This is a genomic window from Pyrococcus woesei (assembly GCF_050496105.1).
Classification (GTDB): Archaea; Methanobacteriota_B; Thermococci; order Thermococcales; family Thermococcaceae; genus Pyrococcus; species Pyrococcus furiosus.
In genome coordinates this window covers 1822581-1839445 of record NZ_CP179867.1, presented here as the reverse complement: position 1 = coordinate 1839445, position 16865 = coordinate 1822581, and the positions used below count along the sequence as shown (strand labels likewise).

At 41.2% G+C, this 16865-nt stretch carries 18 protein-coding genes; 10 read left to right on the top strand and 8 right to left on the bottom strand.

Features of this window, described 5'->3' with window-relative positions; all coding sequences use genetic code 11:
- Positions 1-97: 97 nt before the first annotated feature.
- From gatE to gatD, 3 genes are all read right to left on the bottom strand, one after another.
- Positions 98-1984 carry a Glu-tRNA(Gln) amidotransferase subunit GatE gene (gatE, locus tag ACMFNG_RS10200; protein ID WP_011012609.1) on the bottom strand — a complete coding sequence of 629 codons (1887 nt, stop codon included), beginning with the start codon at positions 1982-1984 and terminating at the stop codon, positions 98-100.
- A 52-nt stretch (positions 1985-2036) separates the two neighbouring features.
- Positions 2037-2195: an antitoxin family protein gene (locus ACMFNG_RS10195; RefSeq protein WP_014835417.1), complete on the bottom strand. Its 159-nt coding sequence runs from the start codon at positions 2193-2195 to the stop codon at positions 2037-2039.
- Positions 2196-2322: 127 nt separating this feature from the next.
- Positions 2323-3639 (bottom strand): Glu-tRNA(Gln) amidotransferase subunit GatD, encoded by a 1317-nt coding sequence (gene gatD, locus ACMFNG_RS10190; RefSeq protein WP_011012608.1) that lies wholly within the window; start codon positions 3637-3639, stop codon positions 2323-2325.
- Between the two features lie 61 nt (positions 3640-3700).
- On the opposite strand from gatD, the gene ACMFNG_RS10185 reads away from it, so the two are divergent.
- Positions 3701-5434, top strand: coding sequence for an amylo-alpha-1,6-glucosidase (locus ACMFNG_RS10185; RefSeq protein ID WP_011012607.1), 1734 nt, complete (start codon positions 3701-3703; stop codon positions 5432-5434).
- Here the strand turns inward: ACMFNG_RS10185 and ACMFNG_RS10180 are convergent.
- Entirely contained in the window at positions 5412-6863 is a 1452-nt protein-coding gene (locus ACMFNG_RS10180; RefSeq protein ID WP_011012606.1) for an L-fucose/L-arabinose isomerase family protein, read from the bottom strand. The genes ACMFNG_RS10185 and ACMFNG_RS10180 overlap by 23 nt on opposite strands.
- A gap of 74 nt (positions 6864-6937) precedes the next feature.
- On the opposite strand from ACMFNG_RS10180, the gene ACMFNG_RS10175 reads away from it, so the two are divergent.
- Positions 6938-7873, top strand: coding sequence for a carbohydrate kinase family protein (locus ACMFNG_RS10175; protein WP_011012605.1), 936 nt, complete (start codon positions 6938-6940; stop codon positions 7871-7873).
- Here ACMFNG_RS10175 and ACMFNG_RS10170 read toward each other — a convergent pair.
- From ACMFNG_RS10170 to tes, 4 genes are read right to left on the bottom strand one after another with little or no spacing between them, the layout of a single operon-like run.
- A complete protein-coding gene (locus ACMFNG_RS10170) occupies positions 7854-8198 on the bottom strand; it encodes a thioredoxin family protein (RefSeq protein WP_014835416.1) in 345 nt (114 codons plus the stop codon). The genes ACMFNG_RS10175 and ACMFNG_RS10170 overlap by 20 nt on opposite strands.
- A gap of 59 nt (positions 8199-8257) precedes the next feature.
- Positions 8258-8788, bottom strand: a complete 531-nt coding sequence (locus ACMFNG_RS10165) for a GNAT family N-acetyltransferase (protein WP_011012603.1) — start codon at positions 8786-8788, stop codon at positions 8258-8260.
- Positions 8789-8824: 36 nt separating this feature from the next.
- Positions 8825-9091, bottom strand: a complete 267-nt coding sequence (locus tag ACMFNG_RS10160) for a DUF3213 domain-containing protein (protein ID WP_011012602.1) — start codon at positions 9089-9091, stop codon at positions 8825-8827.
- Positions 9092-9100: 9 nt separating this feature from the next.
- Entirely contained in the window at positions 9101-10867 is a 1767-nt protein-coding gene (tes, locus tag ACMFNG_RS10155; RefSeq protein ID WP_011012601.1) for a tetraether lipid synthase Tes, read from the bottom strand.
- Between the two features lie 205 nt (positions 10868-11072).
- On the opposite strand from tes, the gene ACMFNG_RS10150 reads away from it, so the two are divergent.
- The 8 genes from ACMFNG_RS10150 to ACMFNG_RS10115 are packed head-to-tail and all read left to right on the top strand — an operon-like array spanning position 11073 to position 16864.
- Positions 11073-11579 carry a Na+/H+ antiporter subunit E gene (locus ACMFNG_RS10150; RefSeq protein ID WP_011012600.1) on the top strand — a complete coding sequence of 169 codons (507 nt, stop codon included), beginning with the start codon at positions 11073-11075 and terminating at the stop codon, positions 11577-11579.
- Positions 11576-11830 carry a monovalent cation/H+ antiporter complex subunit F gene (locus ACMFNG_RS10145; RefSeq protein WP_011012599.1) on the top strand — a complete coding sequence of 85 codons (255 nt, stop codon included), beginning with the start codon at positions 11576-11578 and terminating at the stop codon, positions 11828-11830. Before ACMFNG_RS10150 ends, ACMFNG_RS10145 begins: the two co-directional genes overlap by 4 nt.
- Positions 11827-12201 (top strand): monovalent cation/H(+) antiporter subunit G, encoded by a 375-nt coding sequence (mnhG, locus tag ACMFNG_RS10140; protein WP_011012598.1) that lies wholly within the window; start codon positions 11827-11829, stop codon positions 12199-12201. Before ACMFNG_RS10145 ends, mnhG begins: the two co-directional genes overlap by 4 nt.
- Positions 12198-12482 (top strand): DUF4040 domain-containing protein, encoded by a 285-nt coding sequence (locus tag ACMFNG_RS10135; protein WP_011012597.1) that lies wholly within the window; start codon positions 12198-12200, stop codon positions 12480-12482. Before mnhG ends, ACMFNG_RS10135 begins: the two co-directional genes overlap by 4 nt.
- 2 nt (positions 12483-12484) lie before the next feature.
- On the top strand, positions 12485-13192 hold the full coding sequence (locus ACMFNG_RS10130) for a Na(+)/H(+) antiporter subunit B (RefSeq protein ID WP_014835415.1): 708 nt from the start codon (positions 12485-12487) through the stop codon (positions 13190-13192).
- Positions 13189-13533, top strand: a complete 345-nt coding sequence (locus tag ACMFNG_RS10125) for an NADH-quinone oxidoreductase subunit K (RefSeq protein WP_011012595.1) — start codon at positions 13189-13191, stop codon at positions 13531-13533. The genes ACMFNG_RS10130 and ACMFNG_RS10125 overlap by 4 nt, the downstream gene beginning before the upstream one ends.
- Positions 13530-15011, top strand: coding sequence for a proton-conducting transporter membrane subunit (locus ACMFNG_RS10120; protein WP_011012594.1), 1482 nt, complete (start codon positions 13530-13532; stop codon positions 15009-15011). Before ACMFNG_RS10125 ends, ACMFNG_RS10120 begins: the two co-directional genes overlap by 4 nt.
- Positions 15008-16864, top strand: coding sequence for a proton-conducting transporter membrane subunit (locus ACMFNG_RS10115; RefSeq protein WP_011012593.1), 1857 nt, complete (start codon positions 15008-15010; stop codon positions 16862-16864). Before ACMFNG_RS10120 ends, ACMFNG_RS10115 begins: the two co-directional genes overlap by 4 nt.
- Position 16865: the final 1 nt, after the last annotated feature.

Below are 16865 nucleotides of genomic sequence, written 5' to 3'. Positions count from 1 at the left end.
ACTCCAGAGAATAGACTTATAAAAAATTTTGGTTAGTGTTTACATAAAATTATAAATTTAAAATTTGTAAACTAAACAAAGTAGTAAAAAAGAAAGTTCAACCGGATATCTCCCTAATCTTCTCCTTAACTATTTGACTCACGAGCTTTCCATCTGCTTTGCCTCTGACTTTGGTCATCACTCTACCCATTATTAGTCCCATAGCTCCCATTCCTTTCTCTTTTATGACATCTATGTATTGGTTAACTACTTCGTCAACTATCTTTCTCACTTCCTCCTCGCTCAACAAGGTTAATCCCTTTTCTTGTGCAACTTCTTCGGCCGTTTTTTCTGGATGCTGAGCTAACTCTTTGAATATTTCCTCAAAAGCTTCCTTGGCAATTTTTCCTTCCAAATACAGCCTGAATGCTCCCTTTATATGCTCCTCTGTAATGTTTTCAATTGGGACTTCTTTTCTTAGGCCCTTAAGAACAACTGCCAGAATGGAAGCTGCAAGTGATGGTTTTACGCCCATTTCAATCAGCTCTTCAAATAGCTCATCCCTTTCATCGTCCACAATTGTTTGGGCCATGCTCTTGTCAATTCCAAACTCCTTAACGTATTTTTCAACTTTCGCTTGTGGCAACTCTGGCAAGTTTTCTTTTATTCTCCTCTTCATTTCCTCTGTTATCCTTATTGGTGGAATGTCAGTTTCTGGGTACATTCTTGCTTTCCCTGGGAGAGGTCTCATGTATTGAGTGTTTCCGTCTGGGAGGGCTCTCCTTGTCTCTTCTGGAACTCCGATTATTGCTTCTCTTGCCCTTATTATAACCTCTTTTAGGGCTTTCTTGGCTATTTCCTCTTGGGCGGCAACAAGGACAAACGCATCTTCCTCTTCCAATTCAAGTAGTTTTCTAACCTTTTCTACCTCCTCCTGGGTTATTCCATAGTTTGGAAGCTCATCGCTGTGGAATATTCCAGGCACGTACTTCTTAGCTCTATCTGCAAATTCTGTTCCTAACCTCCTTCCTGGTTGGATTTCCATTCCTATTAATCCCTTGAACTTGGGGAGTTTTATTGCGAGAACTTTTCCTCCTTTCTTCAAAATTCTTGCGATTATTTTTGATTTTGTGTCTTTGAATATATCTGTAACATCGTAAAACTCTTCCTTTATGTCTTCTGGTGTAACTCCTCTCTTCCTGAGCTCATCTCTAATCTTGAGCAAGTTGAGCTGCCTTTGAACTTCTCTCTCAATGATCACTGGAATCATGTCGAGCTCTTGAACTCCCTTTATTTCAATCCTGGCTCCACCTTTTATTGAGACGTTTAGATCTTGTCTTATTGTCCCCAGCCCTCTCTTTACCTTTCTAGTGGCTCTCAGAGCATCTCCAATGAACTTTGCAACTACCTTAGCCTGCTCTGGGTGGTGAATATCTGGAGTGGTGCTTATCTCTACAAGGGGAATTCCTAGTCTGTCAATCCTGTAGATGACTTCCCTATCCCTTGTTTCGATAATTCTTGCGGCATCTTCCTCTAGACATATTGTTGGGATCCCCACGGTTCCCCAGGGAGTTTCGACTTTTCCGTCGGTGGCTATTATTGCCGTTCTCTGGAATCCTGAAACGTTTGAGCCATCTATTACAATCTTTCTCATATAATAGACTTCGTCAACTGGTTTGGCGTTTAGCAAATATGCTATCTGGAGAGCAACCTCTAAGGCTTCTTCATCTGGCCCCCTGGGAGGTTCTTCATCCATATAAACTAGATCGCCAAGTTCGTTGTTTGCCTCATAAATGTAAGTTCTTCCCTTCTTGAATTCTTCAAGAGCAGCTGGATCAATCTCCCCAAGTTCACTCATTGTAGGTCTTAGTCTTCTCTTAAAAGTAAAGTCAACGTCATCACTAAGCTTACTTGGAACTGGAGAGAAGAGCTTTTTGGTATCTAGTTGTCTATGAATCTCCAATCCTACTTTAAGTCCTACCTCTTCATAATTTATTTTCTCCACTTTTCCTCCCCAAACAATGTAAAGAATAGAGGGGGTTAAAATGAGTTGCGATTTACTCTCCCCAAGTTACATATTCATAGTAGCTCTCGTCCAGTATCCTAGTCTTTTCTTGTTTTTCTAGAATTACCACTTCTGCTGTGGTGCCTTCTTCTAGCTCTACACTCTCGATTGGTCTAAACACACCTCTTTCATAAACAACCCTGACCTTCATATTTATCCCCCCTTAGTTAATCCTAGAATTTCTTTGGTATATTGCCTTAGTTGTATATAAATTTTTTGACATTTAACACATAAAAACTAAATTTTTTGAAGAAAATGTTAAATGTGAAGAAAATGTTTCAAATAAGGAAAGTGTTTGGTTTAGTATAGGGGGTTATTTCCCCAGCATAGTTTGTGAGCATCATTTTCTTAGCTTCCCTTAAGTCATTTGTATGACCGAGAACCCACATTAGCTTTACGTAGGCAGTTTCTGGAAGCATGTCTTCACACGGTATAACCCCTGCCTTAAGCAACTTTCTTCCAGTTGCATAGACGTTTAAGTTCACCCTCCCATAAAGGCACTGGCTCGTCATGCAAACTGCCACACCCTCATCAACCGCCCTCTTTATACTTGGAATGAGATCTGAGGGGGTATGCCCTAGTCCAGTCCCCTCAATTACTATTCCTTTATACCCCTTATCCACTAAGAAGTCGATTAACTCTGCTGACATCCCAGGATAAACCTTCACTAGGGCAACTTTTTCTTCCAGCTTATCATCAACCCAAACTTCTCCCTCGCTTCTCTTCCTGTAATCGTCTCTAAGGAATTCTATTTTTCCATCACTCCATATCTTGGCTATGGGAATGTCGTTTATACTCCTAAAAGCATCTCTCCTTGAAGTATGCATCTTCCTAACCTTTGTTCCTCTATGAGCTAAGCAGTAAGTATCGCTTGTCTCTCCGTGCATAACTACCATAACCTCAGCAGCATCGCTTACTGCCATTCTTGTGGCACAAATAAGATTCATAGCAGCATCACTACTAGGTCTATCGCTACTTCTCTGTGCTCCAACTAAGACAACGGGCTTTGTTAAGTTTCTCAACATGAAGCTCAGTGCTGCTGCAGTGTATCCCATTGTATCTGTTCCGTGGGCTATCACAACTCCTTCGTTTCCAGAATTCAGAGCCTTTGCCGTTTCATGAGCAATCTCAATCCAATGTTTAGGCTTCATGTCCTCACTAAATATGTTGAAGAGTAGCTTAGGTTTTATGTTTGCTATCTCAAAAATTTCGGGAACAGCTTTTGCAAGTTCCTCAGCTGTAAATGCTGGATAAACAGCTCCAGTCTCGTAATCTATTCTACTAGCTATAGTCCCTCCAGTTCCCAGGATAGTTATTGTGGGTAACTCTTTCCTAGGCTCAAGTTCTGCTTTGAAGTGCACTTCGGGCTTAGCCTTAGCTTTTTCTATCACATTTATTTCTTGTATCTTTTCAATTGCAATACCAATGTTATACCCATTGTCAAGCTTTATTACAACCGTATCTCCCTCTGAGAGCTCGTAAGGGGGCATTACTATTCCTTCATATTCTACTTTTTCTCCGTCTTCAACTTTAATAATCCTGACATAGTCGCCCACTTCAATTCCCTTTTGTTTAAGAAACTCTTCGACTCTCATTTATACCCCCTGCGTATTTTTGCAATTAACTCTTATAAAGGTTGGATATTAAGTTTCTTTTATGGGAATAATATTTGGAGGCTCATCTTTTGGAATAGTTGAAGGGGATTCGATTAGGCTATTTATGTACGACACCGAATTTTGTGAAGTCTATACTCAGGTTAAAGGAGATGTTGTTTTTAGAAGGATTAGAAAACTGAAAGGAAATAAGTATCTAGAGAAAATTATTGTGGCAAATCCTAACAAGCATCCAGTTGATTTTGAAGTCATTGTTAATGTTACTTCAAAGTTTAGAGATGTTTTTGAGGTTAGGAGAATAGCAACTCCCGTTAATAGAGAAATATCAAGAAATAAGTTTGGGTTCGAATATAGGGGTAGGGATGGAGTGGTTAGGAAAGTCATAGTATTGACCGAAGGACTTAGTGGTTCTCTCCCTCCCTATTCTTGGAGAACGGCTAAGGTAAAGATAACTCTTCAAGCTTCTGTACCAGTGATTCACGATCCCTCATTTCCACAGATAAGGGCGAGTGGATTGTATGGATTATTAAAGAAGGCTCTAGAACACTTAAGAGCATTAAGCGTCGAGATTACTGGGAATAAAACATTATTTGCTGGAATTCCAGACTTTTTCTGCGTTTTTGGCAGAGATTCAATAATATCCTCTCTCTTTTTGCTCCCTTATGATCCAAAGTATGCTAAGGGAACTTTATTTGTGTTGGCAAAGCTCCAAGGTGAGAAATTTGATCCTAAAAGGTTGGAAGAGCCTGGAAAAATTCCTCATGAATATAGGCTTGGAGAACTCTCGCTTTCTGGGAATTATCCTTTTTCTCCGTATTATGGTTCTATCGATGCGACTCCTCTCTATCTTATCCTTGCTGGTGAGTACTACAGATGGACCAAAGATCAAGAGACAATAAAAAAGCTCAGGGAGAACTTATTTTCTGCTTACGAGTGGCTAATAAAGAAGCTTGAGGAAGGTAACGGTTTTTTAGTATACACTTATGCAAATCCTTACGTTCCAATGAATCAGGGGTGGAAGGACTCGAGAGAGGGAGTTCCAGATGAAGATGGGCTTCCCACAAAACCACCTGTGGCTCTTGTAGAGGTACAGGGTTATGCGTATAAAGCCCTTCTTTCTCTAGCAGAAATTTCAGAAATAATTAATCCTGATGAAAACTATCTTATCCAGCTTTCTAGAGAATTAAAAAAGAAGTTTAACAGGGAGTTTAAGGGAAAAAAGGGGTATAAGCTTGCTTTGAATTCAGATGTATTGGCCTCAAATCAGGGGCATTTATTGTTCTCTGGGATTGTGGAAGATCAAGAAAAAGTCATTGAGGCTCTCTTTTCTTCAGAACTTCTAACTAGGTGGGGAATTAGAACGTTGTCTGAGAAAGAAAAGGCCTACAATCCATTTAGCTATCATAACGGAAGCATATGGCCACACGACAACGCTATAATAGCTTTAGGTCTTTCAAAGGTTGGAGAGCTCGAAAAGGCGGAAGATGTAGCATTGAGAGTTCTAAGAGCTTTCTTGCGGTTGAATTCGTTGCCCGAGCTCTATGCGGGTGTTGATGCTCCAGAACCATTTATAATTCCCAGAGCAAATGAGCCTCAAGCATGGAGTGCGTCTTCCATATTTGCATTTATTACGGCCTCATTAGGAATTACTCCCAAAGGAGTCTCAAGAGAAAACACTAAGCTTCCAAACCTTTCAATTTATCCAGTTATTATAAACGGGAAAAAGCATAAACTGGCAATAAAAAATGGAGAAATCAAGATTTCAAGAATTTCTTAACTTCGATTGGGTCGCTTAGATCTATTCCTTCGATTCCCCAGATTTTAGTTACATATTCTATCTCTGCAGTGTAATCCCCTGGGACTAGTGACAGATGGTTAGCTCCCATAACCCTTATAAAATCTTGTGAGTCGAGAGGATTTTTAATTGCTGTGTGCGGCCACTGTTTCCCCCATTTGAGCTTTCTTTCAATTTCTTCCGTTATCTCAACTCCTTCCGTAAAGAAGTAAAGGAGATAGTATTTTCCGTTTCTTCTTATTAGTCTAGCAACGGTGAATTCTGCAGGGGGAGTTCTATAGGTTAACGCTCCCCCACTCTTTCCTTGGCACTGCCCTTGAATTGTTACCGCCCTAAGGTTTTCATAAGCATCATCACTTAGCCTTGCATAGTAGAGGGAGGAAGCTCCACAGTTCGCTATTATCACAATTTCATCGTCTACGTACTTTATATCTCCAAAGAGTGGCGGTTTCCCGCTTAAATAGTACAGCAAAGCTGAGGAAATGGTTCCCTTTATATCTCCTTCACAGGTAGCAGGGATTATTGGCTTTTCTCCAAAGGCATCTTGGTTAAAGGGGAAGAAAGCTGGGATTGTACATGCTGTGACACCGTAAACCTCACTCAACTCAGGCTGACACTTTATTGAAATTCCGCTTACTCTTTCTTTTCTTTCCTCTACAATTTTCTTTGCTCCTAGGTAAAGCCTTATTTGTTTTTTAAGCACTTCTGGAGTTAGCATCTTATTGTCAAACTTCACATTTGTGTTCTTCATTAGCCAATTATAGAATTCTTCAACTTTTTCATCCTCAATACTTTCGCCTTCCTTTATTACTACGTACTGGTCGAGAATTATGAAGTCTCCTACAAACTTCTTTAGTCTTGGCAGATCGTCCATTAAGTGTTCCATTCCCAAGGTGTATGTTCCTCCGAACAATAATAGAGCCCTTTCGGAGAGTGCTTTTATAGCTTCACTAGCCCTTGCCCAGGCTTTTACTAGCTCCACATCCCCAATGACTCTGGAGTGTCTGATCGCGTATTCGTTCACTGAACTTTCCCAAAGAGAAGCTCCAACTGAAGTTACACATGTAGCTCCAGCCCAATTTGGATCGCCATCACTATAAAGTAGTATGGGTACATTTGCCTCTTTAATGAAATATGTAACTAAATTACTCTCTGTCCAGTGCCAGAGACCAAGAATGACTCCGCTTACTCCTTTTGATTTAGCAATCCTACCCGCTTCAATTGCTTCCTCAACACTGTTAATTCCAAATATTTCCTCAGAATACTTTCCAAGTTCTGCATTTATATCGAGGATCTCAAACTCTTCACTCAACTCTTTCAGCAACTTTTCATGTTTTTCTTTAATTGCACTTTCTCTTTCGTGGGAGAGAGCGGTTTTCCTAGGGTCTGTAAAAGAGACAAGTCCTATCATTATGACACCTCCCTAATTTGTGGAGTTATACTCTTTAAATATGTATAGCAAAGAAAGGTTAGAGGTGATCGATAATGATTACTGCTTTCGGAGAAGTGCTGATTGATTTTATAGCAGCTGAAGAAGGGGACTTAGAGAATGTGAAAATTTTTGAGAAGCACCCAGGAGGAGCGCCTGCAAATGTTGCTGTGGGGGTTTCAAGATTAGGTATTCCATCATTCTTAGTAAGCAAGGTGGGAGATGATCCTTTTGGAAGATTTCTCATAAGGAGGTTAAAGGAGGAGGGCGTAAACACTGAAGGAGTTCTCATTGACAACGAGAAACATACTGGGGTGGTTTTTGTTCAATTAAAGGGTGCAAAGCCTTCTTTCATTCTCTACGACGAGGTTGCTTACTTTAACATAAAATTGAGTGAAGTCCCCTGGGAAATACTGGAGAGCTCAAAAATTGTTCACTTTGGTTCTGTGTTACTGGCTAGAGAACCCAGCAGAGGAACAATGATAAAGGTCATTGAAACCCTAAAGGAGAAAAGCCTTGTAAGTTTTGATGTAAATATTAGGAAAGATCTGTGGAGGAGCGAAGAGGAGTTAGTGGAAACATTGAAAAGAGTCCTGTCCAATGTTGATATCCTAAAGTTGAGCGATGAAGAATTTAACCTATTAAAGGAGTATGGCTTAGAGCCTAGAGGGAAACTTATTACGGCCATTACTTATGGGGCCGAGGGATGTAGAATTGAGAGTGATGAAGCGTCAATCTTTGTTCCTGCCTATAAAGTTTCTCCCGTAGATACTACTGGGGCTGGAGATGCCTTTGTTTCTGCCCTTTTAGTAGGGCTTCTAGCCCTAGACAAACAAAAACTTGAAGAAAGCGATATGTTCCTTCTTGGCAAGTTTGCAAACCTTGTCGCTGGCCTCTCAACTCAGAAAAGAGGAGCTTGGAGCGTTCCCAGGAGAGAAGAGTTGGAGAAGTACGAGGAGGGGAGAAAAATTTTTAGCTTAATAACTCTCTGACTCTCCTTTCAAAGTCGATGAATCTAGGAACTCCAATGAATTCAACTCTGTTATTTATGAGAATTGTAGGCGTTCCTAGAATGTTGTGCTCCATTGCCTTTCTTCTTCCTTCTGGAGTTGCTACACTAAGCTCTCTTACAATGACTCCCGGGTATTTCTTTTCTATTTCTCTGGCCATCTGAACAGCAATTGGACAGTAGGGACATCCTGGGGCAGTGATAACCTCAATGATGACTTTCTTTTTTGGCTTTCTCTCCTCTATTATACCCATTCTTTTCATTAGCTCTAACATTTTCTTTCTTCTTATCATCTCGAGCTCATCCATTTTCTCTCCCCATGTTTTGGTCAACAGAAGAACTTAATAATCTGTTTGTGAAGAAATTTTCATGAATTCTTGAATTTTAGAATCACGAACTCTTTGTAGTCCATGACCTTCTGAAACCCCTTCTTTAGATAATATTGGTATGCGGGTAAGTGGGGAAAAGTCACGATATATATTTCCTTTCCTAATTCCTTTAATCTCTTGATTGCAAAGGTAAGAAGTTTGCTCCCGATTCTCTTTCCTCTGTACTTTTCATCCACCATAAAGAATTCGATTAGTCCGATATTTTTCTCCCTAAGTTCTTCTGGCACCCACCAAACTTCCTTTCCTTTTAGGTTGTATACCAATGCTACTGTTCCAATAATATTGTTATTGTCCTTAGCAACGTAGAGTTCATCAAATTCTTTTGTGAGCCTAAACTCTAAAAATGGCTCATAGATTTTCTTAAAGCCCTCAAAATCGTTGGGTTCGGGCTTTTTCTCTGCCCACTCTAGGGCGGGATACGCTCCATTTGTGCTTTGATAAACTCCAAAGACGAATTTTAGAAGGTCATCTTTTAGCTTGATTGGTTCATTAACTTTTTCAATTATCACTTTTAACACCAAGAGAATTAAAAAAAGAAAGGGGTATTAAGCTTTGCTTCTCAATACATTATTCCAGCTGAGGCTTCCCTCTATTAGCTCCTGTAGGGTAATTTCTTTTTCCTCTATAACTTCACCCTTAAGTTTTTCCTTTAGTTCTTCAATATTAACTTTTGAATCATCTATAACAACTTCCGCCACTTTTGCGTATGGATTTATGAACACTCTGTAAAATTCATCTCTCGTTGAGAGTTCATACTGGACGATTTTTGCTTCTTCTGGAGTTAAGTTAGTCGTGAATTTTATCCACTTCATCCTACCACCTCACTCAAAGTAGTTGACTATGTCAATGTAAGTCTTCCTGTAGAGCTCGCTGTTCTTCATTTTTTCGACGAATTCTCTTGTCCTGAAGTACTTGTCCTTCTTATAGTCCCAATCTGGGTGTAGCTTCTTCCACTCTTCCCAGGAATAACTAAATTGTCTCTGGACTTTGTCTCTATATATTTCTGGTATTACATTAAAGGTACAGAATGGAACTATCCTTCCATCGGGCATTGCATAGTGAATTACACATCTTTCAACTCTCTCCACATCGTAGTTGTACTCATCCATGAAGTGCATCATTCCCAGGAAGAGGGTCTTAGTGTGGAACTGTCCTAAGGCATCATAGTTTCCATGCATGAATGCATTCTTAATTAGTCCAAGTACATCTAACCCTTTTGGTGCATACTTTTCGTCATAGAACTGCTTGAATTTTATAAAGACTGTCTCTCCTATTGCTTTTAGCTTTGCTAAACCTTTGAATCTTGCTCTTTCTATTTCTTCAGCCTTCTCAACTAAGAATTCAACAAATCCTTCTACATCTATGAACCTGGGAATTGGGATAACCTTCTTCTCCTCTTTGTCGAGAAAAACATAGGTTGCAGCTCCACAGGCATAGTGGCTGGTCATATAGTAGTGCTTTCCTGTAAATGCTTCGAAGAACCTAGCTATGTAACCCGCTATTGGAATTGGGTACCAGTCATCTCTAGATATAGCCCCATTTGTTTGCTCTTCTATCTTCTTAATTGCTCCTGCAATCGTTATTCTGAACCTCTGCCTCTCCTTCTTGGGTACCCTACCAACTAGGGATATTGGCTGGAAGTTTACTCCTCTAACTATGTCAAGATGATTAAGTCCGAAGTTTATTATAGCCCCAGCTTCGTGGTCATTGACATTTCTAATTAGTGTTGGGACTAGAACTATTCCGGGGCCACCGGCTTTTCTCACGTTTTCAAATATCAGTGGAATCTCCCAGTGATTCTTCCAGTTAGTTTGAGGCGTCATTCCATCATAGCTCAAGTATAGAGTGTTTACTCCTGCTTCTCTTATCTTCTTAACTAATTCAGGCTCAAATGCTAGTCTTATTCCATCGGTGTTTAGCTGAACGTGGTCGTATCCTTCCTCTTTGGCTATCTTTATTATTTCAATTAAATCGTCTCTTAAAGTGGGCTCTCCTCCAGTGAACTGGACTGCGTTTGCTCCAATTGGGTTTTCCTTCTTTGCATTTCTTAGCATCATCCTTATTTGCTCTAGAGTTGGCTCGTATACTGGTTCTCCTTCTCTTGCATAGAAGAAGCAGTACCAGCAGCTAAGATTACACCTGTTTGTGAGGACTATGTTGAGAAGGTTTGTGTGAGATCTATGTCTTGCACAAAGGCCACAGTCAAAGGGACAGTTAATTCCAGTATTAGGAACATTTACTGAGAATAGCTTTTTATCTTCGAACTTCCATCGTAGAAATCTATAATATAAGTCAACATCTTCAGAATATAAGTCTGTAATTATACCTTCGGGACACTTCTTCGTTATCCAGACCATTCCATCCTTTTCCCAAACGACTGCGGGAACTACTCTCCTACTCTCAGGACAGAGTGAGTAGGTTCTATGGGGGAGTGGTTCTCCGTAACCTCGATTTGCATTTTTTAGCATTTCTTCAAATTCCTCTTCACTTATCTCGGGAAATTCTATTATTTCCCGCATTCTTTTAGTTAGTGCTTCGAACTCTTTCTCACCACTCGGAACTTCCCCAGCACTTAAATTCTCAGCCATGTTACCACCTGAAGACCTATACCCCCTTCTCCCTATAAAAGGTTTTGCCTATATTTGAAACTAAATTTTCATATGTATGAAATTTTGATTTCATAATCTCATGTTTAAAACAAGATGGACAAAGGCAAACATTTATAAGATTTCGTTGTTAACCAATGGTGTAAATTATTGCAAAATTTTTCATTCAAAACTAGGGGGGCTGTGAATGGAGGAAGCAAGTTCAATTAGCAGGTATCTGTACACTTTCATAGTCCTGTTCATAATTTGGCTATTCTTGACAGCAAGTCTTGATCCTCAAGAACTGACAATTGGAGCTTTGTTCTCTGCAATAGCTGCACTCTTCACATATGAAATCTTCACAACTAGGGGATTGGCAAATCTTCATCCTAAAAGAGTCCTCTACTTTATTGCATATATTCCTTACTTCTTGTGGGCCATGATTATGGCAAACTTAGATGTAGCATACAGAGTGCTCCACCCAAAGAGGCCCATAAACCCAGGAATAGTGGAGTGTAAGACAACGCTCACCAACAACGTGGGCAAGATGGCGTTGGCAAATTCGATAACCCTGACTCCAGGAACAATAACTCTAGATGTTGATGGAGATAAGTACTTTATTCACTGGATAGATGTCAAAGATTCCTCCGTTGAGGGAGCTTCTGAGCACATAACTAAACCTTTTGAAAAATTCTTAAGGGTGATTTTTGAATGATAGGGGTTAACATATATCTCCTCCTAATTGGAGTAGCAACACTTCTCAGCATGTACAGGGTATTTAGAGGGCCAACAACCGTTGATAGGTTAGTGGCTGTAGATATTATGACCACCATAACAGTGGGGCTAATGGTTCTCTTCGCCTTATACTACAGGAGGATAATCTTTCTGGATGTTGCTTTAGTATACGCGATATTGTCATTTGCGGGAGTTATAGCCTTCGCTAGATACTTGGAGGGAGGCCTATGAGTGTTCTCTCATTAATAGGAGAACTCCTAGTACTTTTTGGGACGGTATTTTACCTTCTCTCAACGCTTGGTCTAATTAGAATGCCAGATGTTTACAATAGAATGCAGACTGCAACTAAGAGCGCAACCTTAGGTTCTCTTGGCGTAATAATTGGGACTGGAATTTGGGCCCTGGGAGAAGGGTTCAGCGTTGCATGGCTGACTAAGGCTATCGTGATTGCAGCATTTTTACTCTTAACAAACCCAATTAGCGCTCATGCATTGATTAGGGCAGCTTACAAGTCAGGAATTCCCCTCTGGGAAGGAAGTGTCGTGGATAAGTACAAGGAGCATCTTGAAAGAAAGAAAAAGGAGGAGGGTGAGCAAGAATGAACTGTATAGTTTGTATTGAATATATAATTGTCGCCCTCATGATAATTTCAGCAATTTTAGCAGTCGAGTGGAGAGACCTTTTAGCCTCAACGGTTGGCATGGCTGCAGTGAGCCTTTTCGCATCAATTTTGTTCTTCTTCCTTCAAGCTCCAGACGTTGCAATGACTGAAGCAGCTATAGGTGCTGCTTTGAGCGCTGCGGTCTTCATATTTGCGATTAAAAGAACCTACAGATACGAGACCGAGGAAGAGGAGAAACTTGGTTGGTGGGTGAGGTGGTAGGTATGCTCAAGAGAGTTCTCGCAATACTCACGATCCTTGTAATTGGTTATTGGCTTGCCCAAGGTTTAGCAGACGTTCCTTTTGGCCAGGATAAGATGGTTGTTGGCAAGTACTACCTTGAGCATGTAAAAGAAGAGACTGGTGCCGTTAATGCCGTAACCGCAGTTGTGGTTAACTACAGAGGACTTGATACCCTAGGTGAAGTAACTGTTTTGTTCATAGCTTCTACTGGAGTTGCGGCCTTATTGTGGAAGAAGAAGAGGGAAAGAACAGCGAAGACGGAAGGTTCTGTGGTCTTAACGACGGGAGCTAGGCTGTTATTTCCATTCATAGCGTTATTTGGAATGTACATTTTCATTCATGGTCACCTCACCCCGGGTGGAGGATTCCCAGGAGGAGCTACAATAGCTACGGCATTCCTGTTGATGTATCTGGCTTTCACAATCTATGAGATCCCACACAGGGGCTTTGAAGTCACAGAAGGACTCGCAGGAATGGGCTATGTTATTACAGGACTAATAGGTCTGGCAATAGGTGGATACTTCCTCTTTGATTGGATTTGGCAAACATGGGGATGGGGACATGAGAACATAGGTAGACTCTTCAGCGGAGGATTCATACCAATAATTTACACTTTGATTGGCATAAAGGTGGGAACGGAGCTCAGTGGAATCGTGGACAACATGCTCAAGGAGGAGGTGAAAGAATGATCTCCTCTTACTATTTCGGTGCAATAAGCCTCATTCTCATCGGTCTCTATGCCGTGCTAGTTAAGAAGAACCTGCTAAAAATCCTTATAGGCCTGAGTATCATGGAGACCGGAGTTAATCTTCTACTCATCAGCATTGGATACGTTTCTGGAAAATCTGCGCCAATTCTAAGTGAGGGTGTAACAGCTAGCAATGCAGTTGATCCTATTCCTCAAGCATTAGTCCTAACGGCAATAGTCATTGGTGTTGCAACCACTGCAATGGCCCTTAGCGTTGCTATTCTATTGTATGAAAAGTATGGAACCCTCAACATAGAAGAGATAAGGAGGTTGAGAGGATGAGCCAGGTTGCAGCTTTGTTGATAGCTCTTCCTCTCATCAGTGCATTCTTCGTTCCCGTATTAAAGCAGATAGGAAAGTCTCTAATTAAGCCATTCCTCGTCATAATAACTTTGCTCCAGACATTAATTGCTAGCTGGGCCTTTGTTCAAGTTTACTCAACAGGAAAACCAATTATAATCTATGCTGGTGGATGGAAACCTCCAATTGGGATTAACCTATACATAGGTCACTTTGCGGCGTTGTTCATATTAGTAATTGCGGTAGTGAGCTTTCTAATGGCCCTCTTCAACTTTAAAGCAGTAACTGTTGAGCCAATTGACAAGTATGCAATGCTCTTCCTACTTTTACTCCTGGGAGCTACAGGGATGATCGCTACAGGAGATATCTTTAACCTCTTTGTCTTCATGGAGATTACAGCCATTTCCGCTTATGCACTAACTGCGTATAACAAGACTGGCGAAGCTGCAGAGGCATCTATGAAATACATAGTCCTGGGAGGAATTGGTTCAAGCTTCTTCTTGGTAGGTGTAGCCCTCATCTATGGAGCAACAGGAACGTTAAACATGGCCCACCTGGCAATGCTTGCTAATGACATTAACCCGACAGTTGTTCAGGTAGGATTGGCTTTGATAATCTTTGGATTGGCAGTCGAGGCAGAACTCTTCCCACTGAATGCTTGGGCACCAGATGCCTATCAAGCAGCTCCTCACCCAATTACCGTAATGTTTTCAGCCTTTGTAGTTAAAGCGGGCCTATATGCAATGGCCAGAATCCTCTACTTGTTCAAAGATGTTTCTGGCTGGTCTTCTCTAACTAAGCTATTAATTGCAATGGCAACGTTGACGGTTGTATTTGCCGAACTATCAGCCTTGAGGCAGAAGAACGTAAAGAGAATGATTGCATACTCAAGTATAGGCCAAGTAGGCTTAATAGCACTTGCCCTTTCCCTGGGAACTCAAGAGGGAGTTAGTGCTGGAGTATTTCACATGCTTAACCACGCCATAGTAAAGACAATGATGTTCATGGCCATTGGATATGTGGGAATTACCTTGGGTGGAACAATGATTGAAAACTTCGAGGGTTTGGGCAAAAGAATGCCATTAACGTCCTTGTCACTAACCATTGGAGGAATAGCCACCGTAGGAGTTCCATTGTTCAACGTGTTCTGGAGTAAACTTAGAATTATCCTTGCAGCAGCCCATGAAGGAAACCTGTGGCCTGTGGCTTTGGTTCTCTTCGCTAGCGTAGTAGAGGCAGTTTATTACTTCAGGTTAATTCACACAATGTGGTTCAAAGGAAAGAGTGGGGAAAGAATTCCCGAGGGGGCTATTGCAATTGTCCTCTTACTATTGGCGATGCTCATCATAGTCATAGGAGTGTATCCAACGCCATTCTGGAACTTGGTGACGAAGGCTGGAAGCGATATTGTGGAGGTTAGTAAATATGTTGCAAATGTACTTCCGGGGGTGAAACTATGAACGAGCTTCCTATAATCCTATTATCACCCCTCATAGGTGGAGCATTGGCATGGCTAATTAGAGTGAAAGGAATTAGAGAAGCGATTGGTGTAGTTTCCTCAGCTATCCCCTTATATTTCCTAATAAAACTCTATCCTGCTCTAGAGGGTGAGCCCATTAGGTATTCCTTGAACGTTGGAGGCTTCGAGCTAACCTTAGCTCTCAGTCACATATCTTGGATATTTGCCATGATAGCAGCAGTTGTCGGCCTTTCTGCAGTCCTAGGATTAGTATCAACAGCAAAGGACAGCAATGAATGGCTCTTTGCTCTAATGAGCCTAGCAGGGGCACTAGGCGTGTTCTTGGCAAATGACTTTGTCGTATTCTTCCTCTCCTGGGAAATAATGACATTTGCCAGCTTTATGATGGTATTTAAGTACAATAGGCATGCTTCACTAAAGTATTTCGTGCTGAGCATTGCCGGTGCTTATGCAATGTTATTGGCTATAGGAATAATCTACGCCAAGACGGGAAGTCTCAGCTTCCCAGAAATTTCAGCAATATTTAGGCAGGATGCAATGATGGGAATGATGGGTGGAGGAGGAGTCTTTACCAAGACTGAAACTCTCCTAATCTACGCTCTGTTCCTAGTGGCCTTTGGTGTTAAGGCTGGAATGTTTCCGCTTCATGTCTGGGCTCCCGATGCATACAGTGAGACAAACCAAAGTTATACTGCAATGTTCAGTGGAGTTCTCAGCAAGACTGGAGTTTACGGATTCTTCTTGCTGTATCTTCTAATGTATGGTAAACTAGCAATAACTTTGGGCAATGTGAGAAGTGCACCAACATTTGGCTACATTATTGCTTTCCTTGGTGGATTGACGATAATGGTTGGTGGAATTTTAGCAGCTTTGCAGGAGGATATAAGGAAGCTCTTTGCATACTCCAGTATTAGCCAGATTGGTTACATATTAATAGGATTAGGAATAGGAACTCCCCTAGGAATAGCAGCTGCAACATACCACGCAATAAGCCATGCTCTCTTCAAGGGATTGTTCTTCCTCATAGTTGCTACTATAATTTACAGAACTGGAAAGACAGAATTCAAAGATTATGGCGGATTGGCAGAAAAGATGCCCATAACCTTTGCAATGGCTTTCGTCGCAATATTAAGCCTAGCTGGAATTCCTCCAATGGCTGGATTTGCAAGCAAGTGGCTTATATTTGAAGCAGTTATAAGCAGAAACTTACCGATTTTAGGCGCAATGGTCTTCTTCGGAAGTGCGATAGGTTTCGTCTACCTTATAAGATTCACATATGCTGTTTGGTTTGGCCAGAGGCCTAGCGACCTAGAAGATGTTAAAGATGCACCACTTCCTCTTGCAATAGGAATGGGGATACTCGCAATCCTGAATGTTATCTTTGGTGTTGCTCCGGGACTTGTGGCTAGAGAGCTCAACAAACTATTCAGCAATCCTCCGATCGGAGGAACAATCTGGGAGCTTGACTTGGGCTTTGGAAGGTACAACGGATTACTACTCTCAATATGGCTCGTCATTGGACTAATAATTGCAGCAATACTTTACTTCATGGGAGCAGGGGTTAGAAAAGTTCCAGTCACCGACACTTACCAGTCTGGTAACCCAGTGACAATGGAGTACAACCTAACCATAAGAAGGAACTTCTTCTTGCCACTCAAGGAAGCAATGGCGTTCTGGCTTAAAATGAGCTTTGACAGGTTATATCATGACATATGGAAGGCGATTGAAGAGTTAGCGGATTTGGCGAGGAGTTATGTGTATAATGGAAACATTCAGGCATATGCGTGGTACTTAGCAATAATCCTCCTAATATTGGTAGCTATGGGGGTGTGAC